Source organism: Chryseobacterium ginsengisoli (assembly GCF_039542325.1).
In the GTDB taxonomy this organism is placed as follows: domain Bacteria; phylum Bacteroidota; class Bacteroidia; order Flavobacteriales; family Weeksellaceae; genus Chryseobacterium; species Chryseobacterium ginsengisoli.
In genome coordinates this window covers 391,567-418,051 of sequence record NZ_BAABHX010000002.1, presented here as the reverse complement: position 1 = coordinate 418,051, position 26,485 = coordinate 391,567, and the positions used below count along the sequence as shown (strand labels likewise).

20 protein-coding genes, 1 tRNA gene and 1 pseudogene are annotated in these 26,485 nt (G+C 34.6%); 10 read left to right on the top strand and 12 right to left on the bottom strand.

The window, feature by feature from the left end:
- Positions 1-10 precede the first annotated feature (10 nt).
- Complete coding sequence (locus ABD940_RS06965; RefSeq protein ID WP_345201482.1) at positions 11-571, bottom strand: TetR/AcrR family transcriptional regulator; 561 nt, start codon at positions 569-571, stop codon at positions 11-13.
- Between the two features lie 289 nt (positions 572-860).
- Between ABD940_RS06965 and ABD940_RS06960 the strand changes: the two genes are divergently transcribed.
- Complete coding sequence (locus ABD940_RS06960; RefSeq protein ID WP_345201480.1) at positions 861-1,646, top strand: tetratricopeptide repeat protein; 786 nt, start codon at positions 861-863, stop codon at positions 1,644-1,646.
- On the opposite strand, the pseudogene ABD940_RS22890 reads toward ABD940_RS06960, so the two are convergent.
- The 4 genes and pseudogenes from ABD940_RS22890 to ABD940_RS06945 all read right to left on the bottom strand — a co-directional run.
- Positions 1,555-1,893 (bottom strand): annotated as a pseudogene (locus ABD940_RS22890) (phage integrase SAM-like domain-containing protein); the annotation flags it as partial. The gene ABD940_RS06960 and the pseudogene ABD940_RS22890 overlap by 92 nt on opposite strands.
- 24 nt (positions 1,894-1,917) lie before the next feature.
- The gene (locus ABD940_RS06955) at positions 1,918-2,319 is read right to left on the bottom strand and encodes an Arm DNA-binding domain-containing protein (RefSeq protein ID WP_345201478.1); all 402 of its coding nucleotides are present in this window, start codon (positions 2,317-2,319) and stop codon (positions 1,918-1,920) included.
- Positions 2,320-2,588: 269 nt separating this feature from the next.
- Positions 2,589-2,673: transfer RNA gene (locus tag ABD940_RS06950), tRNA-Ser, on the bottom strand.
- A 229-nt stretch (positions 2,674-2,902) separates the two neighbouring features.
- A complete protein-coding gene (locus ABD940_RS06945; protein ID WP_345201476.1) occupies positions 2,903-3,334 on the bottom strand; it encodes a hypothetical protein in 432 nt (143 codons plus the stop codon).
- Between the two features lie 573 nt (positions 3,335-3,907).
- Between ABD940_RS06945 and ABD940_RS06940 the strand changes: the two genes are divergently transcribed.
- From ABD940_RS06940 to ABD940_RS06915, 6 genes are read left to right on the top strand one after another with little or no spacing between them, the layout of a single operon-like run.
- Entirely contained in the window at positions 3,908-5,383 is a 1,476-nt protein-coding gene (locus ABD940_RS06940) for a hybrid sensor histidine kinase/response regulator (RefSeq protein WP_345201474.1), read from the top strand.
- Between the two features lie 6 nt (positions 5,384-5,389).
- Entirely contained in the window at positions 5,390-9,001 is a 3,612-nt protein-coding gene (locus ABD940_RS06935; protein ID WP_345201471.1) for a response regulator, read from the top strand.
- Between the two features lie 15 nt (positions 9,002-9,016).
- Positions 9,017-9,382 carry a response regulator gene (locus ABD940_RS06930; protein ID WP_345201469.1) on the top strand — a complete coding sequence of 122 codons (366 nt, stop codon included), beginning with the start codon at positions 9,017-9,019 and terminating at the stop codon, positions 9,380-9,382.
- Complete coding sequence (locus ABD940_RS06925; protein ID WP_345201467.1) at positions 9,383-10,213, top strand: CheR family methyltransferase; 831 nt, start codon at positions 9,383-9,385, stop codon at positions 10,211-10,213.
- 10 nt (positions 10,214-10,223) lie between these two features.
- On the top strand, positions 10,224-10,796 hold the full coding sequence (locus ABD940_RS06920) for a chemotaxis protein CheB (RefSeq protein ID WP_345201465.1): 573 nt from the start codon (positions 10,224-10,226) through the stop codon (positions 10,794-10,796).
- Positions 10,797-10,840: 44 nt separating this feature from the next.
- Positions 10,841-11,203 carry a response regulator gene (locus tag ABD940_RS06915; protein ID WP_345201463.1) on the top strand — a complete coding sequence of 121 codons (363 nt, stop codon included), beginning with the start codon at positions 10,841-10,843 and terminating at the stop codon, positions 11,201-11,203.
- 53 nt (positions 11,204-11,256) lie between these two features.
- On the opposite strand, the gene ABD940_RS06910 is transcribed toward ABD940_RS06915, so the two are convergent.
- A complete protein-coding gene (locus tag ABD940_RS06910) occupies positions 11,257-11,559 on the bottom strand; it encodes a hypothetical protein (protein WP_345201461.1) in 303 nt (100 codons plus the stop codon).
- A 264-nt stretch (positions 11,560-11,823) separates the two neighbouring features.
- Here ABD940_RS06910 and ABD940_RS06905 point away from each other — a divergent pair, with 264 nt between their 5' ends.
- Together ABD940_RS06905 and ABD940_RS06900 are read left to right on the top strand one after the other, a co-directional pair.
- Positions 11,824-12,702, top strand: coding sequence for an alpha/beta fold hydrolase (locus tag ABD940_RS06905; protein ID WP_345201459.1), 879 nt, complete (start codon positions 11,824-11,826; stop codon positions 12,700-12,702).
- A 194-nt stretch (positions 12,703-12,896) separates the two neighbouring features.
- Complete coding sequence (locus ABD940_RS06900; RefSeq protein ID WP_345201457.1) at positions 12,897-14,123, top strand: PQQ-dependent sugar dehydrogenase; 1,227 nt, start codon at positions 12,897-12,899, stop codon at positions 14,121-14,123.
- 144 nt (positions 14,124-14,267) lie between these two features.
- On the opposite strand, the gene ABD940_RS06895 is transcribed toward ABD940_RS06900, so the two are convergent.
- The 5 genes from ABD940_RS06895 to ABD940_RS06875 form a co-directional block, all read right to left on the bottom strand.
- Complete coding sequence (locus ABD940_RS06895; protein ID WP_345201455.1) at positions 14,268-15,173, bottom strand: helix-turn-helix domain-containing protein; 906 nt, start codon at positions 15,171-15,173, stop codon at positions 14,268-14,270.
- 15 nt (positions 15,174-15,188) lie between these two features.
- Positions 15,189-16,196 (bottom strand): aldo/keto reductase, encoded by a 1,008-nt coding sequence (locus ABD940_RS06890; protein ID WP_345201453.1) that lies wholly within the window; start codon positions 16,194-16,196, stop codon positions 15,189-15,191.
- Between the two features lie 669 nt (positions 16,197-16,865).
- Complete coding sequence (locus tag ABD940_RS06885) at positions 16,866-19,055, bottom strand: outer membrane beta-barrel protein (RefSeq protein WP_345201450.1); 2,190 nt, start codon at positions 19,053-19,055, stop codon at positions 16,866-16,868.
- Between the two features lie 163 nt (positions 19,056-19,218).
- On the bottom strand, positions 19,219-20,025 hold the full coding sequence (locus ABD940_RS06880; protein ID WP_345201447.1) for a DUF4249 domain-containing protein: 807 nt from the start codon (positions 20,023-20,025) through the stop codon (positions 19,219-19,221).
- 3 nt (positions 20,026-20,028) lie between these two features.
- Positions 20,029-22,365, bottom strand: coding sequence for a TonB-dependent receptor (locus ABD940_RS06875; protein ID WP_345201443.1), 2,337 nt, complete (start codon positions 22,363-22,365; stop codon positions 20,029-20,031).
- Between the two features lie 238 nt (positions 22,366-22,603).
- Here ABD940_RS06875 and ABD940_RS06870 point away from each other — a divergent pair, with 238 nt between their 5' ends.
- Complete coding sequence (locus ABD940_RS06870; protein WP_345201440.1) at positions 22,604-23,770, top strand: cytochrome-c peroxidase; 1,167 nt, start codon at positions 22,604-22,606, stop codon at positions 23,768-23,770.
- Positions 23,771-23,874: 104 nt separating this feature from the next.
- On the opposite strand, the gene ABD940_RS06865 is transcribed toward ABD940_RS06870, so the two are convergent.
- Positions 23,875-26,463: a fibronectin type III domain-containing protein gene (locus tag ABD940_RS06865; RefSeq protein ID WP_345201436.1), complete on the bottom strand. Its 2,589-nt coding sequence runs from the start codon at positions 26,461-26,463 to the stop codon at positions 23,875-23,877.
- Between the last annotated feature and the right edge of the window lie 22 nt (positions 26,464-26,485).

Here is a 26,485-nt window from a genome sequence, read left to right as displayed (position 1 = left end):
ATTAAAAAAATTATATTAATTCCAAAATTGTTTTTCTTAAAACTTCCAAGTCTTGAGTATTTCCTTTGATACTGCTCGATGCGACAGCGCCTTCAATCATAAGAAAAATTATATTGGCTAGATTTTCCTTAGAAAGGTTTGAATTAGAATCAAAAGATTGAATCAAGTTTTTAAGATAATCTCTTTGTTTTTGTTTGTGATTAATGACTCTTGTAGCAACTTTCTCATTCTCTCTGCCTATTTCAGCATTAATTTTAATAAAGTGACAGCCAGAATATCCTGCTTGTTTCTGCAACTGGATGCGGTAATCAATAAACTTTAATAGTTTTTTTTCAGGTTTTTGCTCATCTTTCATAAAAAGATCAAGGTTTGAAAAAAACGTTATTTCCTCTTGTTCCAAGTAGTTTAGTAAGAGGTCTTCTTTTGATTTGAAATGATTGTAAAGTGAACCTATTGCAATATTAGCCTCTGCAATGATCTGATTAATTCCTGTATTATTAAATCCTTGATGATAAAATAGGCGAGCGGTTGTTTCAACAATTCTTTCTTTTACACTCATTTTTTCGCTCATATCAAAAATTTTAACAAAGGTAATATAAAAATAGATAGATCTATCTATTTTTGTTGATATTTTATACGACGGAAATTTCAAATGGATTAAACTATTTCAATGGAATTTTATTGGACATTAAGCATAGTTATTTATCCAGCTTGGAAATGTTCGGAGTGAAAGCTAACTACAATATTATCGGAATGAAGAGGTCAATTGTGGAAATAAAAAATTGAATTGCGCAGATAGGCTGCGCAGGGCTAGTTTTATTTTGTACCTACTAATGAAAAAAAGTCTAAATTAGCTTATCATGGAAGAAATTAAAGACATAAGAGAAGACAATTATCAGGAATCGATAAATATTGCTTGGGAAGCATATTATGCGAACAATATAGATGAGGTCGAATCCGCATGCCTGAAAATGATTGAAGACTATCCAGAGAAAGCCAATTGTCACTATTTATTGGGGCTAGTGTATCATAGTAGAAAAAATTTTCAAAAAGCTACTGATGAATTTCTAATTTCTATACAAAACGATAAGGCTGGCAAGAACAATGGGTACGCCTATTATTGGTTAGGTCTGTCCTATGCCGAACGTTCTTGGTCTAAATCAGATGATGGTGCCGTTTATATTTACAACCAAGCACAATCAGAGGCCTATCATAAATTGGCGAGTGAATCGTTGTACTTTCCACCCCATGCACTTCTCCATTTTAAATATAGTTTAAAAGGACAGGATAAAATTGAACTGCTGGAAAAAGGAATTACGCATTACCCTGAAATGGCTGATTTTTATGTATTACTTGCAGATCATTATAAAAGTCAGGGAATATCAACTTTGCAACTTGAATCATTGAACCGTGCAGTTGAAAAGGGAATTGAATCTGCCTCTGTACAGTTCAATTTAGGCCAGTACTATCTTGCCGGAGGAAATTATGATCTATCAGCAATCCACTTTGCCCAAGCTTTAAAATTAAATGGTAATATTCGTTGTAACTCTGACATCAATTATTTTCAGGGACGCTGTGCCGAGCTCGTTGGTGATAAAATTTCTGCAGAACAGTTTTATCTTGCCGCATATGCTCGGATTTTGTAAGAGGCTCTTTCTTTACTTTATTTTTTTTTCGCTTAAATAAGATAAATGGATCTTTAGAAATAATTTCCTTAGCGATAGCACGAAGCACAATCTTCTTAAAATTACTGATATATTTTAATGAGGTATTATTAGAACATTTTTGTACAGTCTTTAAGTAGAACTCATAATCTTTTATAAATTCATAATTTAGTTCCCGAAATTCAAGATCATCTCGTTGGTATTTGAAAAAGATGAATTCCTGTATATGAGATCGTGCTGTTACAAAACGCGTTTAAGTTCCCATTGCATATTCGGTGGGTACTAAAGCCACCAGCTCATCATTATGTTCTTTAAACTCGTGAAGGACTTTGGCTTTGGAAATTGTTTTTCCATTGACAAAATTGATGATTTTTAATGATGTCACCGTTTCATCCTGATTTATAAGCTCTGTTCTGAATTGATTAATCTTTGTGACCAATGCCTCTAAGAAATAGTTGAGCGTTTTAGCATCCTCCTTGGTTCCAATCGCTTTTCCGGCTTCCTGATCCCATCTCTTTGCATCCCATTTCATTTTCGTAGAGGTCTCTTTGGGAACACCATCAACAGTAACTCTCAGATAAACATATCTGATCTGTGTCGTTTTAATTTTTGGACTTTTCAAAAAGAAATTGAGTCCGTAACTTGTTTCTAGCATAATAAAACATTTTAAGGTTAGTAAATGTCGAACTATAACATTCTTAAGTCAAGTCGTTAATGGTTTTACATGTTGATTATCAAATCTTTAAATCTAATTTCGTGGCACTTTCTATTTTCAAAAAAAGTGCCACGATTGTGCCATGTAAATTATAGGCGTTTTTATAAATTTTACAGGATTCTTCTGAAAAAAGAAAATCCTGCAATTTTTAAAATTGCAGGATTTATCAGCTTTTGCACACTTTAGAGAGATTCTCTATCATATTATTGCGGAGAAAGAGGGATTCGAACCCCCGGACCTGTTACAGTCAATAGTTTTCAAGACTATCGCAATCGACCACTCTGCCATTTCTCCAAAAACTCCGATTGTATCGTTGTTTTTCAGTGGTGCAAATATAGAAAGTTTTTTTATATTGACAAAATATTTGGAAAATAAATGTTTTCAAAAAAGATATGTCTCTCCATTTCAATATATAAAATTTAGTTTAAGCAAAAATCTTCTTTATAATTTATAAAATATTTTTAACATCTATGAAGTTTTAAGAAATACTTATAGTTTGAAAGATAAAATTTGGATTTAAAATTCAGCGAAACTTTGTTGCTGGACTTCCATGATGAGTTGCTGCAACTATTCCATGAAAATTATTGGAAGTATAATACAAGTCTTTGAAATAAATTTCATTTTCTATCTCAGTTTTTTCTAATATTGATAAAGGTTTTTGAAAATCTGAGACTTCATAAGTGTAATTTATTTTTGCAGGAGCGGTTTTTTTCTCGCAACGGCAATAAAGATGATCATGTTGTATATGTTCATGAAGATCGATTATTATCACTTTTATATTCTCGTAATTTTTAAATTTTTCGAAAGTTTTTTGATCTAAAGTAAACCATGGTTCACCGTGATAGAAGAAATGATCAATAATTTCAGGGTGATGAGTATGTTTTTGTTCTAATGGAGCAGCTGAATAATAACCATTGCATTGTGTGCAAGTAGCAACTTGTATTTTTATCGACATAGTATTATGATTTAAAGGTGTGCCTTTGCTATATCAGAAGTTGTGCCATACATGGTAAATTTTTATACGAAATGTGATTTTTAAAGAATAAAATTCACAGACTAAGTAAAATGTTTTGCCGTATTTTTTACAGCTTATCATAAAAAAATCCCCGACTTTCGACGGGGATTAAAAACTAATAACCATGAAAACTCAAATTAAACATGAGAAATTCGGTGCAAATATATAAACAAAAAAGCAAACCCCTGCAAAAAACAGGGGTTAAATTTGAAAAATATATTTAAGTGAAAAAGTGATGCAATTGATTATTCAAACACTGTGCCGTGAATAATTTTCAAAAAAGAAAATTTTAACCGAAAATGTGGTATTTGATTAATTTTTTACCGTTAAAGTGTTGAATTGCTGTAATAAATATTCCGATATATTTTTGTTGATTTTTGATAGGAGAGTTATTAATCTGTTTATAAATGTGGTATGTGTATCTATAATAGGTAAAAAATAACTGTTTTTCGGATTTTTGTGAGTATTTTTGAAACTAAAGTAAATATAATTAATTATTGATTTTACGTTTCTATGATCTTAATTGTTGATGATAACCAAAGTAATCTTTATTCATTAAAGAAATTACTTGAATCTAAAGATTTTCAGGTAGATACAGCGGATTCCGGAGAGGAAGCTTTAGGAAAAGCATTGAAAAATGATTACGCCTTAATTATTTTGGATGTACAAATGCCCGATATGGATGGTTTTGAAGTTGCTGAAACGTTAGCTGGCTACAGCAAAACAAAGGAAGTTCCCATCATATTTTTGTCGGCTGTCAATACAGAAAAACGATTTATAACGCGAGGTTATGCTTCCGGAGGTAAAGATTATGTGACGAAACCTGTTGATCCGGAAATTCTTTTGCTTAAAGTTAAAACATTTTATAGCCTTCAGGAACAGAATATTGCGATGAAAAAAACGCAGCAAAGTCTGGAACTTGAAGTGAAAGGGAGGAGGGAATCTCAGGTAACAATGAAATCTCAGATCGATCATTTTCATTTGATGCTGGAATCTTTGCCGCAAATCGCTTTTACTTTGAATGAGGATGGAATTGTAGATTTTGTGAATGTCAAATGGTATCAATATTCAGATTCTGAGCAGGATTTTCCGGAAACTCATCCCGATGATTTTAATATTAATGAAGAACTCGAACGCTGCAAAAAGAAAGGAAAATCTTTGGAGCTGGAAGTTAGGATTAGGAATATCGAAACAGGAAATTTCCGATATCATTTGCTTAGAATTACTCCTGTACGTGAAGAAAATATTGTAAAAAATTGGGTAGGAACTTTTACAGATATTGATGATCAGAAGAAAGTTGAAAAAGAAAAAGATGAATTTTTAAGTATTGCAAGTCACGAACTTAAAACTCCTTTAACGAGTATTAAAGCTTATGTTCAGCTTTTGGAAAGGAAATTAAAGCTTGATAAAGAGAGTACAGAAGCGGGATTTGTCGCCAAAGCTCAGGATCAGATTGAAAAATTAAATACATTGATCACAGATTTACTTGATGTTTCCAAGATTGAAAACGGTAAGCTGAAGATCAATAAAAAACCAACAGATCTTGAAAGTGTTATCAATAATGCAATTGACACAATTTTGCAGACACACGACGAGAACAGGGTAAAAATAAAGCGTGACGGAATTATTCCCAACATTTTAATCCCTTTTGACGAAATCCGTATTGAGCAGGTTTTAATCAATTTCCTTACGAACGCTATAAAATATTCTCCGAATAATAATCAGGTTATTGTAACGACCTTTGTAGATGAAGAGGAACAGGAAGTAAAAGTAAATGTTACAGATTTCGGAATCGGAATTCCGGATTTTAAGCAGGAAGCTGTTTTCCATAAATTTTACCGTGTTGAAGAGTCTTCGCTTCAGTTTCAGGGAATGGGAATCGGGCTTTTTATCTGCTCTGAGATCATCAAACAGCATCATGGACACATCGGAGTTTCCAGCAAAGTTGACGAAGGTTCAACATTCTATTTCACCTTACCTTTAAATTAATTTTCCATGCCGAAAAAAATTATACGAAATCTTCAGTTTGGAGTAGGACTTTCACTTTTAATATTGATTGCGAGTTCATTGGCATCGTATTTCAGTATCCAAAACCAAATGAGCCATCGTGAAAGCGTTGGTAAAAGCAGACGCGCAGTGACAGCTGTAAAAGATGTTTTGGTTGCTCTTTTGGATGCAGAAACAGGAAACAGAGGATATCAGCTTACAGGAAGAGAGAATTTTCTGGAGCCTTACAATCGAAGTCTTGCCGAATATTCCAAAACATTTGAATATGTAAAAAGCCTGGATATAAAAGATCCTCATCAGATTAAGCTTTTGGATTCGCTTGAGAAAAATGTAAACAACAATTTGTCTAATATGAAACTTTTCGTCGAAAACCGTCGAAAAGGACAAATGATGACGCAGCAGCAGATTTTGGAAAGCAAAGCTTACATGGATAAATGCAGACAGATTGTTAGAGAATTTTCACAATATGAAGAAAATCAATTAGCTGTAAAGACTAAAGATTTAAATCAATCATCAAGCACAACAGTTTTATTTATTGTTTTTTCGGCAATTGCAGCAGTTGTAGTAACTGCATTTTTCTATTTTAAATTAAGAGCTGATTTAATCCGAAGAGACAAATTGGAGAAAATGCTTAAAGCAAAAGATCTGGAAATATCGAGACGTGTAAGTGCGATCCAGCAAATTGCAAATCGCGTTGCCAATGGTGATTACAGTCAGAAAGTGGTAGATAATGCAGAAGATGATTTAGGCGATCTTGTTGATTCTTTGAATCACATGACAGAATCCTTGAAACTTTCATTTGATACCATTAATAAAAGTGATTGGCGCCAAAAAGGTCTTGCTATTTTGAATGAATCTCTGGTTGGAAACAAATCTGTAAAAGAAGTTTCGGAAGAGTCTTTAAATCAATTGGTTGAATACGGAAAATGTATCAACGGTTCAGTATATCTTTATGATGAAGGAATTTTAAAACTAAATACAGCTTTTGGATTGGAAGGGAATATGAAAAGAACTTTCGAGCCGGGAGAAGGAATGGTTGGTCAGGCTTTTATTAGCGAAAAACCTCAGGTTTACAATAATCTTCATGAGGATGATTTTGTAGTGACTTTTGCGAGCAGTACAATCCAGATTTATGGGATTTTATTGCTTCCAATCATTGCAGATGGCTATTGTATCGGTGTTTTGGAATTAGGATCTACTTCTAATTTTGAGCAGGACAGAGTTGATTATTTCATTGAATGCAGCAGAAATATCGGAATTGCTTTAAACGCAGCAAAAGGTCGCGAAAAAGAACAGCAGTTATTAGAAGAAACTCAGGCGCAGTCGGAAGAATTGCAGGTTCAGCATTCGGAATTGGAGAATTTAAATACAGAATTGGAAGCTCAAACGCAGAAGTTACAGGCTTCTGAAGAAGAATTGAAAGTTCAGCAGGAAGAATTGATGCAGGCAAATGCTGAATTGGAGGAGCGTTCGAGATTATTGGAAGAGAAAAACCATCTGATTGCAGAACGTAACAATGAGATTCAGAAAAAAGTAGAGGAATTAGCTTTAAGCACAAAATACAAGTCGGAGTTCCTTGCGAATATGTCTCATGAATTACGAACTCCATTGAATTCGATTCTTCTTCTTTCAAGATTAATGGCAGAAAATCCGGAAGAAAATTTAAATGAAGATCAGGTAGAATCCGCAAAAGTTATCCAAAGTTCTGGAAGCAGTTTGCTGACTTTGATTGATGAAATTCTGGATCTTGCTAAAATCGAGTCCGGTAAAATGACTCTGGAATATCAAGATGTTGCAATTGATGAAGTTGTAAAAGATCTGAAAAATTTATTTAATCCTGTATTTCAGGAGAAAAAACTTCCATTTAATATTCAAATCGAAAATGACGTTAAAAAAGTTATTGAAACTGATCGTTTGAGAATTGATCAGGTGTTGAGAAATCTATTATCAAACGCTTTGAAATTTACAACGAAGGGAAGTATTGATTTAAATATTAAAAAAGATCCGAAAAAGTCTGATTTTATAGTGTTTTCGGTAAAAGATACAGGAATCGGGATTGCAGAAGACAAACAGAAAATTATTTTTGAAGCATTCCAGCAAGCGGATGGTTCTACGAAAAGAAAATTCGGCGGAACAGGTTTAGGATTGTCAATAAGCCGTGAAATTGCCAGATTATTAGGCGGAGAATTGATCCTTAAAAGCAAAGTGAATGAAGGAAGTGAATTCAGTTTAACAATTCCTGTTAAAGCAGTTTCCGAAATTGCTCAGATTGAAACAGATCAGGATTTGGTAGAAATTATTCGTGAAGATGTTGAAGTAATTCAAAATATTTTGGATAACGGAGAAATCGAAGTAAAAGAAATGATTAATACGCTGGAAATTCCTGAAAATGTGGATGATGACAGAGATAATATTAATGACGACGATAAAGTAATCTTAATAATTGAAGATGATACGAATTTTGCTAAAGCTCTTTTGAAATATGCTCATTTACAAGATTATAAAGGGGTTATTGTAGTAAGAGGAGATCACGGTTTGTCTGCTGCGTTACAATATCATCCGCAGGCAATTTTGCTGGATGTTCAGTTGCCTGTAAAAGATGGATGGCAAGTCATGGATGAACTGAAATCTAACCTGGAAACAAAACATATTCCTGTTCACATGATGTCTGCGTTACACGTGAAAAAGGAAAGTCTGATGAAAGGTGCAATTGATTTTATCAGCAAACCTGTTGCTTTGGATCAAATGACAGACATTTTCAGAAAAATTGAAGAAGCCTTGAAAAAAGGTCCGCAAAAAGTTTTAATTGTAGAAGAAAACGCAAAACATGCAAGTGCGCTGTCTTATTTCCTGAGCAATTTCAATATCTCGTTATCTGTTGAAAATAATGTAGAAGACAGTGTAAAAGCATTAACGGGAAATAAAGTAGACTGTGTAATTTTGGACATCGGAGCTTCCAGAGGAAACGAATATCAAATTATTGAGTCTATTAAGAGTTATGAAGGCTTGGAAAATTTACCGATTATCATTTTTACAGAAAGAAATTTATCTAAATCTGAAGAATTGAAAATCAAGCAATATGCTGATTCTATTGTTGTTAAAACAGCGCATTCTTACCAGAGAATTTTAGATGAAGTCGGTTTGTTTTTACATTTGGTTGAAGAAAAAAATAACTCGATCGAAAATGTAAGAAACAAAACATTGGGTTCTTTAACGGAAGTTTTAAGTGGTAAAAAAATATTGATCACAGACGATGATGTTCGTAATATTTTCTCTTTAACGAAAGCTTTGGAAAAATATAAGGTAGATGCTGTGGTTGCAATGGATGGCAAACATGCGCTTCAGCAGATCAAAGAAAATCCCGATGTAGATGTGATTTTAATGGATATGATGATGCCTGAAATGGATGGCTATGAAACGATAAGAGAAATTAGAAAAATGCCGAAATTTGCACGATTGCCAATTATTGCGATCACGGCAAAATCAATGATCGGGGAACGTGAAAAATGTATTACGGCAGGAGCTTCAGATTACATTTCAAAACCTGTAGATATCGATCAATTATTGTCCTTACTTCGTGTTTGGTTATATGAAAGTTAAACAGCTAAGATTCCGATGAATAATAAAATTCTAATTGTGGACGATGATCCACGTAATATATTTGCATTAAGACTTACGTTGAAATCACGTGGTTATCAGATAGAAAGCTGTACAATGGCTCAGGAAGCTATTGATATTTTGCAAAAAGATAACGGATTCAAAGTTGTGTTGATGGATATGATGATGCCGGAAATGGATGGTTATCAGGCAATAAAGATTATAAAAGATATACCTTCTACAAGCAAAATTCCTGTAATCGCTGTTACCGCTCAGGCAATGCCGGAAGATCGCCAGAAATGTCTTGATGCAGGAGCTCAGGATTATGTTTCAAAGCCGATCGATGTAGATCAATTAATAACTGCTATAGAAAAACTACCGTAAATGCTGGAACCGAGTATTGTAAAAGATGACGAGGTAGAATACTTGATTAAAGATGTTTATGATATGTATGGCTACGATTTTTCCGAGTACAGCCGTGCTTCTTTCAAGCGCAGGGTAAATCGTATCTGCTTGATTGATAGGTTTACAAGTTTTGCGGAATTAAGATATACTATTCTCAATGATCCTGAATATTTAAAACGTTTCATAGAAGAAATTACGGTGAATGTCACAGAAATGTTCCGTGATCCGCAGTTTTTTAAGACTTTAAGAGATAAAATTCTGCCGCAATTAGGAACCTATCCTTTGATACGGATTTGGATTGCAGGCTGTTCGACAGGAGAAGAAGCGTATTCGATAGCGATTTTATTAAAAGAAGCCAATCTTTATCATAAATCTCTTATCTACGGGACAGATCTTAATCCGTCTGTTCTGGAAACCGCAAGAGCGGGAGTTTTTCCTTTACATCAAATGAAATTATATTCTGAAAATTACATTTTATCAGGCGGTAAAAAAGATTTTTCAGATTATTATACAGCAAATTATGACAGTGTAAGATTTGATAAAAGTTTACAGGAAAAATTGATTTTATCGACTCATAATCTTGTTTCAGACAGTTCTTTTAATAGTTTTCAGCTAATCATATGCCGAAATGTTCTGATCTATTTTGACCGCGAATTGCAGGAAAGAGTTTTCCGTCTTTTTGATAATAGTTTAGAAAATTTAGGATTTTTAGCATTAGGATCGAAAGAAACGTTAAGATTTTCTAAATTAGATAAAAATTTTCATCAAGTTGATGATCAGAAGATCTGGAAAAAAATAGATCACAGCTAAAAACTTTATCATGGAAACACAAAACACAAATACAGAATTAATCATAATCGGTGGCTCTGCGGGAAGCTTACAGGTTATTTTGGAAATGATTAAAAATTTAAATGACAGCCTGAACTTTGCGATTCTGCTGGTTGTTCACAGAAAAGCTCATTCAACGAATATTCTGCAGACTTTGCTTCAACAGTTTTCACCAATAGAAGTGATTGAAATTGAGGATAAAACAGAGATTCAAAGAAATAAAATATACATCACTCCGGCGGATTATCATTTATTATTTGAAGATAAAAAAACAATGTCACTCGATAGTTCAGAAAAGATGAATTATTCTCGACCTTCGATTGATGTTACTTTTAAATCTGCGGCAGAGATTTATGGTGAAAATATGATCGGAGTTTTATTGTCCGGTGCAAATGCCGATGGAGTGGAAGGTTTGGGATATATAAAAAAAAATAAAGGCAAAGTCTGGATCCAGGATCCTGAAACTGCAGAAGTAAATTATATGCCGAAACATGCTGTAGAAGAAATTGATTATGATTTAATAATTAATTCAGGTAATTTAGCGGATTATATTAATCAATTATAAAAAAATAAAGTAAAAATTTCCCTAACTAAGTTAAATTAACTAATATGAGTAAAAAGAAAATTTTGATTTTCGATGACGATAAAACTATTTTGGAAGTGATTACGATCATTTTTGAAGAAAATGGTTATCAGGTTGAAATTTCAGAAACCTCGCATGATATTTTGGAGAAAGTGGCTCAATTTCAGCCCGATGTTATTCTGATGGATAATTGGATCCCCAAAATCGGCGGCGTGGAAGCGACAAAGCTTCTGAAAAATAATGAGGAATTTAAAAATATTCCGGTAATTTATGTGACGGCAAATAACGATATTGTAGCTTTGGCTGAAGAAGCTCAGGCGGATGATTATGTTGCAAAACCTTTCAATCTGGTAGATTTGGAAGATAAAGTTGCCCAGTACATTAAGTAAATTTAAACTAAATTAAATACAAAAAATCCCTGCATCTATTGTAGGGATTTGTGCTATGCTATTTCTTCCATTTCCTGAGAATCAGATTCTTTAGAATATTTCAATCGTTTCTTTATAAATTCAATCGTGCAGTTTCCGTTGTTAATATCTGTAATTAAAGCAGTTAAAAACAATTTTATCATCGGATAAGATATTATTCTATCAGTAAAAGTAGTCGCAATAATCGGCTTTTTTGAAACAAGATTTTCTGTGAAAACATATTCATCTTTCAAATCAATATTTATGTTGAATTGTTGTAAAACGCTTAAATTTAAATAGCTGTTTATCAAATCTTTATTTTCTAAAATATTTTCCATCTCATAGGTGTTTTTTATATTATACATTAATATTTATGCCATAATAGTTTTTTCAGACATAAAATTTTCGGATATAATTATTTTCACCTTTCGAAATGTCCGATTAAACTCTGAAAACGTCCATCTGATAGACTTTCTGAGTGTTTCGTCTGTTTTTCCGTTTTAAGTTTGCGTCATAATCAAACAAAAATAAACTACAATGAAAGCAATCAGAAAAATCTCACTTACAGGAATTTTTGTTTTACAGTTCTTACAACAGTTTCAATGTCTTGCAGAGAAGAAAGTGAAATCACAACAATTCAGGAAGTACAGACTGAAAATCATCAAAATGCGAAAACTCAATTTGTAAACGTAAAAGGAACTAATTTCGCTTATCGGGCATTTGGCAAAGAAGGGGGAATTCCTTTGGTACTTTTGCCGGGATTAGGTGGTTCAATGGATGATTGGGATCCTGCTGTTACAAACGGATTAGCCAAACAATATAAGGTTATTATATTTGATAATAAAGGCGTCGCTGCTTCACAAGGAACAACTCCGAACAATATTCAGTCAATGGCAGATGATGCGATAGATTTTATAGAAGCTTTGCATTTGAATAAAGTCAATATCATGGGCTTTTCGATGGGCGGATTTGTGGCGCAAAGAGTTGTTTTGACTAAACCAGCTTTAATTAATAAGGTAATTTTGACGGGAACCGGACCAAAAGGAGCGATTGGATTAGCCAATTTACCGAATATTATTGCCGGAACTGCAGGATTGGGACCTGAAGAATCTTTCTTAAAGTTTGGCTTTACAAATTCTGCAGAAAGTATCACAGCAGGAAAAGCAGCCTACGGAAGAATTCAGCTCCGAACAACAGACAGAGATCTCGCACTGAGTGATGCAACTTCGTATTCGCAATTGACTGCGGTTTTGGAATGGGCACAGCCGAATACAAATGCTCTTGAGGAAATTAAGGCAATTAAAAATCCTGTGCTTATTGTTCACGGAGAAAATGATCTGCCGGTTTCTGTTCAGAATGCACACAATATGATTCAGAATTTAGAACATGCGGAATTATTAATTTTCCCTGATTCCGGTCATGCATCTTTCTTCCAAAATCATGACGCTTTTGTTACTAAAGTTGTTGAATTTTTAAACTAAATTTAAATTAATAATGAATCTGATTCCTCAATGAATAATCGTTGAGGTTTTTTTATTAATAAAAATTATTTCTTAACTAGATTAATGCAACCGATTGAATTGATATTGCTAAAAAACACATAAAAGTGAATTATGGCAAGTGATTTGTTGTTGAAAAACTGAATTTAGCTATCAAATCACCAAAATTTTGAAATATGAAAATAAGAACCTATCATGTAATGGTTGCAGTATCAATGCTTTTTGCAAGTTGTTCAGACAGCATTGATGAGAATGAAGGAAACAATCCAACGCTTCCTCCTGTTGAAACAAATCCTGCCAATACAAATTATCAGCCTGCGTTTCCTGGACAGACAAGAGCAAATGGAGTAAAGACTAACACTGCATATGTATCTGAGGTAGTAACTTCTGCATTATCTGCACCTTGGGGAATCACAAGTTTACCCGATGGAAGATTGTTGATCACAGAAAAAGGCGGAACAATGAGAATTGTAGGCAATACGGGAACTTTAAGCAATGCCATTACTGGAATTCCAGCCGTAAATTCCGGAGGGCAGGGTGGATTATTGGGAGTTTGTGTCGATCCGCAATTTACATCAAACAGAATGATTTACTGGGTTTTCTCTGAAAATGTTTCAGGTGGAAACGTAACTTCAGTAGCAAAAGGAAGACTTTCGAATTCTGAAACGATTATTGAAAATCCTGTGGTAATTTACAGGGCAAATCCTTCTGCCAACGTTGGAAATCTTCATTATGGAGGACGAATTTTATTCGACAGTACAGGAAATCTATTTGTAAGCACGGGAGAACGTTCAGATCTTTCTACAAGACCTTTGGCGCAATCTGTAACGGCAGCTGTCGGAAAAATTTTGAGAATTACAACAAGTGGTCAACCTGCTCCTGGAAATCCTACTTTCTCACAATCAGGAGCTTTGCCTGAATTGTACAGTATGGGTCACAGAAATCCTCAAGGAATTGCAATTCATCCCATAACCGGCGATTTGTGGCAAAGTGAACACGGACCGAGAGGTGGAGATGAAATTAATCGGGTTTTGGCAGGGAAAAATTACGGTTGGCCGACAATTACTTACGGAATCGAATACAGTGGCGCAACAATCGGAGCCGGAATACAGCAACAATCAGGAATGGAACAGCCTGTTTATTATTGGGATCCTGTAATTTCTCCAAGCGGAATTACTTTTTATAAAGGAAACACCGTTCCGGAATGGCAAAATAATCTTTTCATCGCTTCACTGAGTGGAATGAACATTACAAGATTGGTCATGGAAAATAATAAAGTAATAGGAGAGGAGCGACTTCTTGCAAGTGAAAATCAACGTTTCAGAGATATTACGCAAGGTTTGGATAGTAATCTTTATGCGGTTACTGATGCGGGAAGATTGTACCGAATTCGTAAACAATAAATAATTCTCTATAAAGATAAGCCACCTGAAATTTTAGGTGGTTTTTTATTATTTTAAAATTTAAATCATAAAAAGGATTATAATTCAATAAAAATAAACCACTACTTTTTGTAGTGGTTTTTAAATATAATATCAAATCTTCTTTTAATTAAACTTAAACTTCGCCCTGAATTCCAGCGGAGCCATGTTCGTTTTCTTTTTAAACAAAGTACTGAAAGATTGTGAATGCTCAAACCCCAATGTGTAGGCAATCTCGCTTATTGATAACTGTGTCGTGGAAAGCTTTTCTTTCGCTTTACTGATCAGCTTTTCATGAATATGTTGCTGTGTATTTTGTCCGGTATGAATTCTTAAAAGATCACTTAAATAATTTGGTGAAAGATTCATGACTTCTGCAATTTGCTGAACCGTTAATAATCCTTTTTCTGCCGATTCTTCTTTATTGAAATAATCATTTAAAAATTGTTCAAACTTAGCCAATAACTGATGATTTCCGTTTTTTCTGGTGATAAACTGTCTCTCATAAAACCGATTGGAATAATTCAATAACAAATCAATTTGTGAAAGAATGATTTCCTGTGTGTGTCGGTCGATATGTTGACATTCTTTATCAATTTTATGAAGAATCTGAATCAGATCATTTTCTTCATCTTCAGACAAATGCAAAGCCTCATTTACGGCATAAGAGAAAAATCCAAAGCTGGAAATTGTCTGAGCCAAAGGATGTTTCAACAAAAAATCTTCATGAAAGATCAACAGATAACCTTTTCCATTACAATCTATCGTGTCTAAATCTAGGTATTGAACCTGATTTGGGGCTGTAAAGCTTAAAACACCTTTATCATAATCATAATGTTGCTGTCCATACCTTACTTTTCCGGTGGATTCTCTTTTTAAAGCGACACAGTAAAATCTATTCACAAAACCTTTCCAAATCTCATCTTCGATAAAGCTACTGTCGGATAGATTGATGACACTTACCAAAGGATGTTTCGGTTCTGGTAAAGAAAGCAAACGGTGAAAAGCGGAAACGGACTGGATCGTATTCATACTATAAATATAAGCTTAATAATCTAAAAGTCCCATACTGAATTCGTCATAAGGCGCTCCGGTATCGGTTCCTAAAGGTATGATACTTTCCAGTTTCTGAAGTTCATTTTCACTTAATTGAATGTTGGTTGATGCAATATTCTGTTCAACATATTTTCTGCGCTTCGTTCCCGGAATCGGAACAATTCCTTTGCTCATGATCCATGCTAAAGCCAATTGAGAAGAAGTAACTTCTTTTTCTTTCGCCATATTTTCGATTGCTTCCACCAACTCAATATTTTTCTGAAAATAATCTCCCTGAAAACGCGGAATTCCTCTTCTGAAATCATTTTCAGGAAGATCGTCGATGGAACGGATTTGTCCGGATAAAAATCCTCTTCCAAGTGGTGAATAGGCTACAAAACCAATTCCTAAATCTTGTAAAGTTTTCAAAACTCCTTTTTCTTCAACCGTTCTTTCAAACAGAGAATATTCACTTTGTACAGCTGTGATTGGGTGAACTTCATGCGCTCTTTTTACAGTTTCAGAAGATACTTCCGATAATCCGATGTATTTTACTTTTCCTTCTTTTACGAGATCACTCATGGCGCCTACAGTTTCTTCGATCGGTGTATTTTTATCCAGACGATGCATATAGTAAAGATCGATATAGTCTGTTTTTAAATTTTTTAAAGATCTTTCAACCGCTTTTTTTACATATTCCTTTGTTCCGTTGATTGCCCACGTTACTTTATTATTGTCATCGATTTCCCAACCGAATTTTGTAGCAATAATATATTTTTCACGGTCGTTTCCGATGGCTTTTGCTATTAATTGTTCGTTTTTTAAAGGTCCGTACAAATCAGCTGTATCAAGGAAATTTCCTCCCAATTCAAATGAACGGTGAATGGTTGCGATTGCTTCATTCTCATCAGCTTCTCCGTACATGTTGGCTTCTTCAAAACCTGTCATTCCCATGCAGCCCAAACCTATTTTAGGGATCTCCAATCCTTGACTTCCTAATTTAATGTGTTTCAAATTCATATTCTTGATTTTAATGATACAAATTTCATTATAAATAACAGAGTGGATGTATGCAAAACGATGAAGGTTGTATGTAAACTACTGATAAATAAAAACCCACAGGTTTCGTGTTTTTACAAATATTTATATCAAAGACTGCAACCTAGCCCCGATTGCAACGACATCCTTTTGTGTAGCAAAGCGGAACAAAAGATATAGTGGAAAGCGGGAAATGGCTTCAAAAAAGTTTAAACATATATTTTTATTAAGTTTTTTTTTCAGGACAGATTTGATAAGGTGTTTTGATTATCCGAAGACATATTTTAATGGTTCAGACAGGTTTTTGAAGTATCCGGCTATATATTTTGAGCAGGCGTTGAGGTTTTTTAATCATCCGAAGATGTATTTCACGTCTATTAACAGGTTATCCAACGTATCAGTATGTTTAAATAACCGCAAAAAAGGGGTTCAAAACCCCGAAAGACCTTTAATGAACCGTATCGGATAGGTGATTCAACCTGTCGGGATCCTTGTGCAACGTGTCCGGACTTATGTTTAACGTATCGGGATAGGTTCGGAACGTATATTTTGAGGTTCTGAACCTCAAACTTCTGTTATTAAGCTAAGAAGATAAAAAAACGGACAATGAAAATTAATTCATCATCCGTCCTAAAATTTAACATTAAAAAATTATTTTCCGCCGCCGCCGTTTTTCTCGACATCGGTTTTTGTGTTTTCTTTTACTTTCTGGTTTCCAAAACGTTTTACAAATGAGATGGAAGCTCCGTACCAATCCCATTTTGAGGCATTTCTCACATATCCTTGTTGATTGTAAGTCGTTGCATCATAATTTGGTCTCTGGAAAATATTCATCAACTGTAGACTGACTTCCATCTGTGTTTTCGGGAATATTTTTGTTACGGAAATATTATGAAAAACATTCGCTTTATTGGTGGTTGAATTTCCGTTATTCTGATTTGAAACTTCAACCCATGCACTTAAGTTAATGTTCTTATTAAAAAGATTTGTGTACGAAAGATTGGTTGAAGCACTTAGATAGCTGATATAATCTCTTGCTCCATCCAGTTTATTTTTTTGATTAAAATCACTATTGTCTATATAATACCATCCCAAACCAAGATTTACAGTAAATTTATTTTTGAAAAATGTCTGATTGGTATTGGCATAAAGATAATATTTATGCACATTTCCACTAAAATTGGAAGGTTGTGTAATGGATATTTTTTTTACACCTGTAGAACTTGTAGCATCGGGAATTTCTCCCTGTAAGTAATCTGTCCAATAATCCTGATCTGTAAATGAATACCTTGCGGAAAGGAAATATTTCTTTAAAATTCCCAGTTTCATATAAATTCTATCACTTGGATTGGGCTCCAAATCCATATTTCCGCGGCTGTAAATTCCGTCGGTATTGGGAGTCATGAAAGGGTTAAATTCTGCGTACCACGGTCTCCAGAGATTTCGGTTATAGGTTAAGGTTAAATCATATTTGTCTGAAAAATTATATTTTAATAATAAATTGGGAAGGAAAGTTCCGTAAGAATCTTTTCTTGATGTCCCGGCAACATCCTGTCTCATCTTATAATCAATATATTCATAGCGAAGACCGACTCTTGTTTCTAATTTTTTAAAGAAAGTTCGGCTGTAATTGGCATATAATGAACTGATGTTGTCTTCGTAATGAAAAATATCATTCGGACTGAGTCCGCTCAGCATATTTCCGTACAGATTATTGGGAACAACATTATTATTAAAATTCATTTTTCCTCCGACTTCAAAAGTGGCTCCTGATTTTCCTAGAGGCTGTGTGTAATCTACTTTTAGATAATAATTTCGGTTTTCTGTATCGGAAAGAACGCCTATATTTTTTGTTGACGCCCCATCAGTAACTGAAATGATATTATTAACAAAATAACTGTCTTCGGACTGACCATAGTAATTTGTACCTACGTTTACATCTAAAATTTTATTCTTTTCCTTATCATACCATTTATAAAAAAGGTTGGTTCCCAAATTTCGGTTAAGTCCTGTTGAGTTTTGATTTTGTTCAGAAGAACTGTCAAAAATACTGTTGATCTGGTCTAATCTGCTGGCTTCAGAGTTGGAAGTAGAATTACTCTGGTAATATTCCAAAATAACCCCAAAAGTATTTTTATTATTGATTTCAAATTCTGAAGTAGAAGAAAATGAAGGACTTTTACTTCTGCCCGTTACATAACTATCAATCTGATTGGTAGAATTATCCGCATACCAATTATACAAACTTGAACTTCTCTGAACATACGTGTTATCACTGTAACTTCCAATGAAGGTCTGTGTAAAGCTTTTCTTGTGATAATTTAAGTTTAAATTCGTGTATTGAGAGTTTTTTGTGTTTTGTCTGTTGTTAAAAGTCACGCTTCCTTTGATTCCCTCATCATCGCGCTTCTTTAAAACGATATTAATCACCGATCCTGTTGCTTCATAACGTGAAGAAGGACTTGTAATGACCTCAATTTTCATTAGATTATCGGCAGGAATTGTCTTTAAATATTCCTTTAATTCTTTCCCTGTAAAAACTGTTTTTCTGTCATTGATATAAACGGTAACGGTTTCTCCTTCAGCTTTTATAGCGTCATTGTTATCAATACTTACCAAAGGTGTCATTCTCAAAACATCCCAGGTTGTATTCCCTGCAAGAATAGAACTGTTGGAAACATTAAATACAGTTCTGTCGGCTTTGGATTCTACAGTTGGTTTTCTTACCGTGACAGTAACTCCTTCTATTTCTTTCTCCTTTGATTTTATGGTATCCTTTTCAGCCTGTGCAAAAGTAAGTATGCCTGCTAAAAGGGCGATTGGTATCAAAATATTCTTCATGTAAAAACTATGTTTTAGTTATAAGACACCTATTAGGGAATATTTGTTACATCAATTAGAATTAATTCTATAAATAATTTTAAAAAGTAGAATCGCTGAAGTTTAAATCAATAAAAAAGCTATCCAGAGTATTCTAAATAGCTTTTCTTTTATCCTAAAAGTTTTACTGAATAACAGTAGTTTTTGTTCTTACGGTATGTGCTGAAAAATATCCTAAAGCTCCGTTACTGATATTACTCGGAGGATTTGCAGGAGTAATTCCTCCACCGGGACCGCCTCCGGAAAGCTGTAAAAGGGCAGAATAAAAAGTATAAACATTATCATCTATACACTGCATTTCAACGTGGATCGTGTCACCTACAACTACTTTGATATCGTCTACATCACTATCATCATTTGGAAGAAGCAAAGGTCGTTGATTGGGCAAACCGTTATTTACATTATCAGAAAACTCTGAAAAGAATTTCTTAGGATTGTTGTTCACTGTGTAAACAAAAAGATAACGGTTTCCTAAAGGCGACGGATCTGTAAAAACAGGCAAAAGGGTATAGCTGGTTTCACCTCCGACCATGAAAGAATCCTGATCCAATCCATCAAACGAAACAACTTGTGGCATTGTACTTTGCGCAGTATATTGCTGTCCTTCTGCATTAATTTTTAAAGTATAAGTTCTTCCTGATTGACCAACAAAAGTTGAAGTTTTATAAGTTCCGCTTCCTACATATTGCAAAGTTTCCGACTGTCCTGTATTATCACTCAAAACAACCTGTGCATTTTCTATGGCAGGATATTGATTGGCTTCCGTAACGGCTACAGATTTTGTTATTTTCACAAAATAAGGTCCGGCTTGGTCGGTTATATTTCCTTCGATAACGATTTTTCCGCTTTGGTCTTCCAAATCCAGATCGATTTCCTTTTCACAAGAAGTAACTAAAAACAGCGATAGTATGATTAAAAATAGTTTTTTCATGAATTAAAATTTGAAATTATAAGTGATGTTTGGTACCCAACGGAACAATGAAGTCTGCATGGCGCGAGTCGTTCCAGGTTTGTCAGGATTGTCTTCAAAAGTAATGGTGTAGGCATTTTCGCGTCCGTAAACATTGTAAATCCCAAATGACCAAGAGCCTTTAAAACGTTTATTGGTAACCGGTTCATACGTTGCACTCAAATCCATTCTGTGATAAGCAGGCATTCTGTCTGCATTTCTGCTGCTGTACTGGAAAACGGTTTGTCCGTTCAGTTCATATTTTCCGGTTGGGAAAGTCACTGCATTTCCTGTGCTGTAAAGGAATAATCCTGAAAAAGACCATTTTGGATTCAATTGATAAGTTGCTACAATCGAAAGATCATGGGTTTTGTCTTGTCTTGCATCATACCATTCATTATCATTAATTCCGTTGATTTTTCTTTCTGTTTTAGATAAAGTATAGGAAATCCAGCCTGTCAGTTTCCCACTTTTCTTTTTGGCGATTAGTTCCAAGCCGTAAGCTCTTCCTTTTCCGAATAACAATTCACTTTCTACATCAGCTGCAGTATCAAAAGAAATTTGTGCTCCATTTTTATAATCAATCTGATTCTGCATGGATTTGTAATAAATCTCAGCATTCAGTTCATAATTATTATTGTTGAAATTTCTGCTGTAACCGACACTTACCTGATCTGCAATTTCAGGTTTTACAGTATAGCTGCTTCCAATCCATTGGTCGGTAGGATTTCCGCTTCCGCTGTTGCTTAATAAATGCAGATTTTGTGTGTTTCGAGAATATCCTCCTTTCACACTGCTGACTTCATTAATTCTATAATTCGCTGTAATTCTAGGCTCAAGATTTACATACGTTTTTCCAAATTTTCCTTTTTCTAAAAACTCAGAATCTGTAAGAACACCGTTTTGATAAGTATTAAAAGTATCACCTCCCAAAACACTGAACATTGCCAATCTCGCTCCGTAATTGATTGTTAATTTTTCGGTTGCTTTAAAATCATCATTCATATAAAGCGCATTTTCCCAAGAATCTCTCGAATTTCTCGGAAAACTGCTCACACTGGTTCCCGATGCACTGCTTGGCGTAATTGTATGATAGATAGACTGTAAACCAAATTTTACCGAATGTTTATTTCCTGCAAACCATGAAAAATCTTGCTTAAGATTCCAGTCTTCGATTTTAGAATCGAGTCCGAAAGTATTGTTGTTACTGCTTAAACTTACATTATAATTGTAATTGCTGTAAATCAATGAGGTATTCGAGAATAATTTACTACTGATAATGCTATTCCAACGCAATGTTGCTGTCGTATTTCCCCAATCCGTTGAAAAAGTATCGCCCAATCCTAAAACATCTCGTCCAAAATATCCGGATAGATACAAACGGTTATTTTCATTGATCTGATAATTGGCTTTTAAATTTAAATCATAAAAATATAATTTACTGTCTTTATAATCATCCGTTGTTTTTAAAAACAAATCAGCGTAAGTCCTTCTTCCTGAAATAATAAAAGATGATTTTTCCTTCTGAATCGGACCTTCAACACTTAATCTGCTGCTGATCAATCCAATTCCTCCGTTGACATTGTAGTCTTTGTTGTTTCCGTCCTTCATTTTTACATCCAAAACAGAAGAAAGCCTTCCTCCATATTGAGCTGGACTGTTTCCTTTGATGATACTCGCGTCTTTCAGCGCATCACTATTGAATGTACTGAAAAATCCAAGCAAGTGGGACGCATTATAAACCGCAGCTTCATCAAGCAAAATAAGGTTTTGATCGGTTGCACCGCCTCTTACGGAAAATCCGCTGCTTCCTTCACCGTTACTTTTGATTCCGGGTAAAAGCTGTATGGTTTTCATGACGTCTTTTTCACCGAAAAGAACCGGAAGTTTTTCAATGTTTTTGATGCTTAAAGTTTCCGTTCCCATCTGTGCGGAACTTAAATTTTTGTCTTTTTTGATTCCGGAAATAACGACTTCATCAATTTTCCCGGTTCTGGCTTCCTCTTCTCCGGAACTCAGTTCAAGATTTTGCTTAACATTATCTTCGACGACAATATTTTGCTGAAAATCTTTAAAGCCGGGGTTCGAAATAATTAAATTGTAAGTTCCTTTGGGAAGTGAAAGAGAGTAGAAGCCATATTCGTTGGCAACGACTGAAACTGTAGGATCTTCAGCCACTTTTACCGTGACTCCGATCAATAATTCTCCATTCTTCTTGTCTTTCACAGTGCCGCTTACCGAGTATTTTTGTTGCGCAAATACCAATGTGCTGAAACAAATTGCTGCTGCGGAAGTGGCAATTTTCAAGGATAATGTCTGCATTTAGGTTTGTTTATTATTTGAATAAAAGTTTAAATATAAGTTTATTAAATCCCAATTATGTGAACAGAACGTAAAAATTTGTTGTATAAAACTGCAAATTGTAGCTATTCATAGTAATTAATTCAATCTAGTAACGGAGCAGGTAGATTTTTATTTGATTAAATATTTTTAATACGGAATATTTTCAAATTAATAAAAATTAAAAATTGTCATACTTTTGCTGAAACTCCGAATAATCATGAAGAATGTTTTAAGTTGGATTTTGGTTTTATTTCTTGTGGTTTCTGTTTTAAATAATTGTTTAAGCAGTAAAGTGCAAAAAGAAGTGAATCAGAGAAATGCTTTTATTGATAACCTGAGAAAATTATATTCTTCAGGTGATTCTTCGAAGTGGCCAAAGCCAATTTTAGATCCGGAATCTGCACCTTCTTTTGTGGAAATAGGTCATTTGCCAAATGTTGATTTTCCTGACGATAATCAATATTCTGCAGAAAAAGAATTCTTGGGAAAAACACTTTTTTTTGATCCAAGACTTTCAAAATCAAACCAAATTGCGTGTGCTTCCTGTCATGATCCGGAATTGGGATGGAGTGACAACAGAACATTTTCTTTTGGACACGACCGACAATTGGGAACTCGAAACGCGATGAGCATTCTGAATGTTGCTTACGCGAAATCTTTATTTTGGGACGGTCGTGCAAAATCTTTGGAAGAGCAATCACAAATGCCGATTCAGGATGAAAGAGAAATGAGCGAACATATCGATATTGTCGCGGGAAAAATTGCTAAAATAAAAGGTTATGAAATTTTATTTGAAAAAGCTTTTGGAGATAAAACGGTAACGAAAGACAGAATTTCCAAAGCGATTGCCACTTTTGAAAGAATGATTAAAAGTTCTTCAAGTAAGTTTGATCAGTTTATTGACGGAAAATCAGATGCTTATACGAATGATGAATTGATGGGACTGCATCTTTTCAGAACCAAAGCTCAATGTATAAATTGTCATAATTCGGGATATTTTTCTAATAATCAATTTGAAAATGTAGGAACGTCTTTATTGGGCGAAAAAGGAGAGGATTTAGGAAGATATTTAGTTACGAAAAATCAAGAAGATGCCGGAAGATTTAAAGTTCCGAGTTTAAGGGAAGTAACGAGAACATTTCCATATTTCCATAACGGATCAATGAAAACTTTAACGGAAGTTATTCAATTTTACAGTCTGGGAAATCCTGAATTTTCTCAAAAAAGATCAACGGTTCATGAGGGAATTACATTAAATTCTCAAAAATCCGGAATGGTAAGAATGCTGGAATTGTCTAACGAAGAAATTTCTCAATTAGAAGCATTTTTAAGAACATTATCGACCAAGTCTGAAAAAATCGATTTACCGGAATTACCAAAATAAAAACCTCCAGAATTTCTGAAGGTTTTCGTGTAAAGTATTTAAAAAAAAGCACCTGCATGTTTTGAGGATGCAGCTGCCATCAACAAAATATATTAATCTAATGATTAATTTTTGATTGCTTTCACTGTTTGTTGTGATCCGTCTTTCATACGAAGAATTACTAAATATAATCCAGAGTTTAAAGTACTTAAATTGATCTCTTTTGTAGGATTATCAACAGTTTTTAACACTCTTCCTGAAACATCTGTGATGGTTACAGATTTTACTTTTTCAATATCAGAAATGTTTAATACATCTTTGAAAGGATTAGGATAAACTTTGATATTGTTTTTAGCTGAAGAAACGTCACTTGTTGCCAAAATAGGATTTTGCTTCACTTCTACATTGTCCAATAACAAATCGTCATAGAAATAACCGTTACCGTTTACGTTTTTATCTACTGTAAATCTTACCTGAATTGTTGCTCCGATATAAGAAGCAGCCAAAGGAATTCCTACAGGTCTCCATTGATTAGAGTTTGATGTATCGCTCCATAAAGTAGCCCAACCGTTTCCGTCATTTACTTCTACTGTAAGTTTGTTATTATCATAAGTTGAAGGAGTTACAGTAGTAGATGTAGACATAGAGTGGTTTTTGAACCATTCAAATGAAATGTATGGAGAAGTCAATCCTGTTAAATTGATGTAAGGTGTTACTAATTGTATAGAATTAGAACCGGCACCGCTATATGGTGAACTTGCATCTACCCAAGCGTAAGTTCCCGCAGGTCTTCCGTTGTTGGCTAAATTTGCTCCATAATCTGCATTTCCTGCAAATTTCCATAAGAAATTAGCATTTGTACTTCCCGGATTTGTATTGGTCCAACAGTTTGGAACTACAGCATTGTCAAATGTCTGAGCAAAAGGAACCGGTAGAGTTGCACAAGCCGTAGTGAAAGTTATAGATCCCCACCAAGAACTCTTATCAGAAGAACTACATGCTGATCTTATCCAAGCATAATAAGTTGTAGCTGGTGTAAGTCCATTGATCGTAGTTGATGTCGCTGAACCTGTACTTGCTCCTGAAGCTGTAGTTGCTGCAGTTGGAGCTGCGTTACTTGTAGAATAATAATATTCATATCCGTTTGCAGGTGCTGAAGATGGAGCTGTCCATGAAATTCCTACACTATTTGCCAAAACGTTAGATGACGTTAAAGCTGATGGTGCAAAACAGCTTGGTTTTGCTTCCCAATATACGTCATCATAATAATAAGATTTTCCGTCTGCTGTATTTCTGATTGCCAATCTTGCATTCGCAGGTACAGAAGAAGGTACAATCACTGAATATTCATTTCCTGCTGTTGCATAAACTGTATTTGCTATACTTAAAGATTGTAATAATACAAAAGTAGAGCTGTTTGCAGGATCTGTTACATAGCCTACATTTAAAGTTCCTGTTGCGGTACTTACTCTTGCTTTAAATCTTAACCAATTTGTTCCCGCATTAATATTACCAAACTGCGGAAGAACAACAGTTGTAGGATTTTGTGTAGCTGTACTGTATTGATAAATATGTTTTGTACCTGAAGCTACTGGAGTAGTAGAAGAAATTGTCTGAGTTCCGTTTGTATCAATGATTCTTGCCCAGCAATCCGGTACGATACTTCCAGTTGCGTAAGATTCAAAATCTTCAAACATAGATGTCATAACTCCACATGCTGTTTTGAATGTTCCTGAGAAAGACCATGCACTTTGGCTTGTTCCTGTACTACAGTTTGCTCTTACCCAGTAATAATAATTGGTATTAGGATTTAATCCCGGAATTGTATAGGAAGTGCCTGTAACTCCAGAAACACTTGGTGTTGTACCACTATTTGGAGCAGTGTTGGTTGTGCTGTAGTAGATATCGTAACTCGCGGGAGTAGTTCCTGAAGGTGAAGTCCAGGAAATAGAAGCAGAGTTAGGAGTAAGTGTTCCTACAGTATTTAAAGTAGGAGGTACACAATTTGAATAGGCGTCTGCAGAAACTGCAAAAACATTTGTATAGCCTTGAGCTGTAGAAGTTTTAGTAACGGTAATACTTTGAATAGGTTTAGCCTGATTCGCAGCATCAATATTTAATAAAATCTGATACAGTCTTGGGTTTGTTCCACTTCCTGATTCCAAAACATCATTAGTTCTGTTAATTCTTCCAAATCCCTGGATCGCAAATCCTGTAGCATTATACCAATCGGCAACAGCAACTCCGGTTATTGTCTGTGAAGTTGCATCTGTGAAATTCACAGTTACCGTTACTGTCGAAGCACCACTTCCGCTGGTTGCAAGCATATACAGTTTGAAAGCAGGTGTTGGTGTTGTAAAAGTAAGGGTTCCCGAATCATTTTGATTTGCCAGTTTTAAGGAATTATTTGCATCATAGCTTGCCATTTTATAGCTAAGTCCGGGCGTTGTTGCTACGACACTGTTTACCATTCCGTCTATAGGTAGACCGTAAGTAAGCGGTGCACTTGATGAATTTACCTGGAAATCTTTGGACACAAAAGCGAAAGATACGCCATCGACATCCGTTGAGGTAGTAACCGAAGAGGATCCGACTCCGTTAGCAATTACATCAGAGGTAAGGCCTGATGAAATTAATAATGGCTGATAATTCTGAGCTGCTATGGAAGTAGCTGATAATAAAGCCACTGATCCAAAAAATATTTTAAAATTCATACTTAAGGGGGTATATAATTAA

What these genes read in the sequence shown, in the direction of transcription:
- ABD940_RS06900 (WP_345201457.1), top strand. Translation starts at nt 12,897, where the DNA reads ATGAAAATAAGAACCTATCATGTAATGGTTGCAGTATCAATGCTTTTT.
- ABD940_RS06880 (WP_345201447.1), bottom strand. Translation starts at nt 20,025, where the DNA reads ATGAAAAAACTATTTTTAATCATACTATCGCTGTTTTTAGTTACTTCT.
- ABD940_RS06940 (WP_345201474.1), top strand. Translation starts at nt 3,908, where the DNA reads ATGATCTTAATTGTTGATGATAACCAAAGTAATCTTTATTCATTAAAG.
- ABD940_RS06905 (WP_345201459.1), top strand. Translation starts at nt 11,824, where the DNA reads ATGTCTTGCAGAGAAGAAAGTGAAATCACAACAATTCAGGAAGTACAG.
- ABD940_RS06945 (WP_345201476.1), bottom strand. Translation starts at nt 3,334, where the DNA reads ATGTCGATAAAAATACAAGTTGCTACTTGCACACAATGCAATGGTTAT.
- ABD940_RS06875 (WP_345201443.1), bottom strand. Translation starts at nt 22,365, where the DNA reads ATGCAGACATTATCCTTGAAAATTGCCACTTCCGCAGCAGCAATTTGT.
- ABD940_RS06895 (WP_345201455.1), bottom strand. Translation starts at nt 15,173, where the DNA reads ATGAATACGATCCAGTCCGTTTCCGCTTTTCACCGTTTGCTTTCTTTA.
- ABD940_RS06915 (WP_345201463.1), top strand. Translation starts at nt 10,841, where the DNA reads ATGAGTAAAAAGAAAATTTTGATTTTCGATGACGATAAAACTATTTTG.
- ABD940_RS06965 (WP_345201482.1), bottom strand. Translation starts at nt 571, where the DNA reads ATGAGCGAAAAAATGAGTGTAAAAGAAAGAATTGTTGAAACAACCGCT.
- ABD940_RS06870 (WP_345201440.1), top strand. Translation starts at nt 22,604, where the DNA reads ATGAAGAATGTTTTAAGTTGGATTTTGGTTTTATTTCTTGTGGTTTCT.
- ABD940_RS06930 (WP_345201469.1), top strand. Translation starts at nt 9,017, where the DNA reads ATGAATAATAAAATTCTAATTGTGGACGATGATCCACGTAATATATTT.
- ABD940_RS06865 (WP_345201436.1), bottom strand. Translation starts at nt 26,463, where the DNA reads ATGAATTTTAAAATATTTTTTGGATCAGTGGCTTTATTATCAGCTACT.
- ABD940_RS06960 (WP_345201480.1), top strand. Translation starts at nt 861, where the DNA reads ATGGAAGAAATTAAAGACATAAGAGAAGACAATTATCAGGAATCGATA.
- ABD940_RS06920 (WP_345201465.1), top strand. Translation starts at nt 10,224, where the DNA reads ATGGAAACACAAAACACAAATACAGAATTAATCATAATCGGTGGCTCT.
- ABD940_RS06935 (WP_345201471.1), top strand. Translation starts at nt 5,390, where the DNA reads ATGCCGAAAAAAATTATACGAAATCTTCAGTTTGGAGTAGGACTTTCA.
- ABD940_RS06885 (WP_345201450.1), bottom strand. Translation starts at nt 19,055, where the DNA reads ATGAAGAATATTTTGATACCAATCGCCCTTTTAGCAGGCATACTTACT.
- ABD940_RS06890 (WP_345201453.1), bottom strand. Translation starts at nt 16,196, where the DNA reads ATGAATTTGAAACACATTAAATTAGGAAGTCAAGGATTGGAGATCCCT.
- ABD940_RS06925 (WP_345201467.1), top strand. Translation starts at nt 9,383, where the DNA reads ATGCTGGAACCGAGTATTGTAAAAGATGACGAGGTAGAATACTTGATT.
- ABD940_RS06910 (WP_345201461.1), bottom strand. Translation starts at nt 11,559, where the DNA reads ATGGAAAATATTTTAGAAAATAAAGATTTGATAAACAGCTATTTAAAT.
- ABD940_RS06955 (WP_345201478.1), bottom strand. Translation starts at nt 2,319, where the DNA reads ATGCTAGAAACAAGTTACGGACTCAATTTCTTTTTGAAAAGTCCAAAA.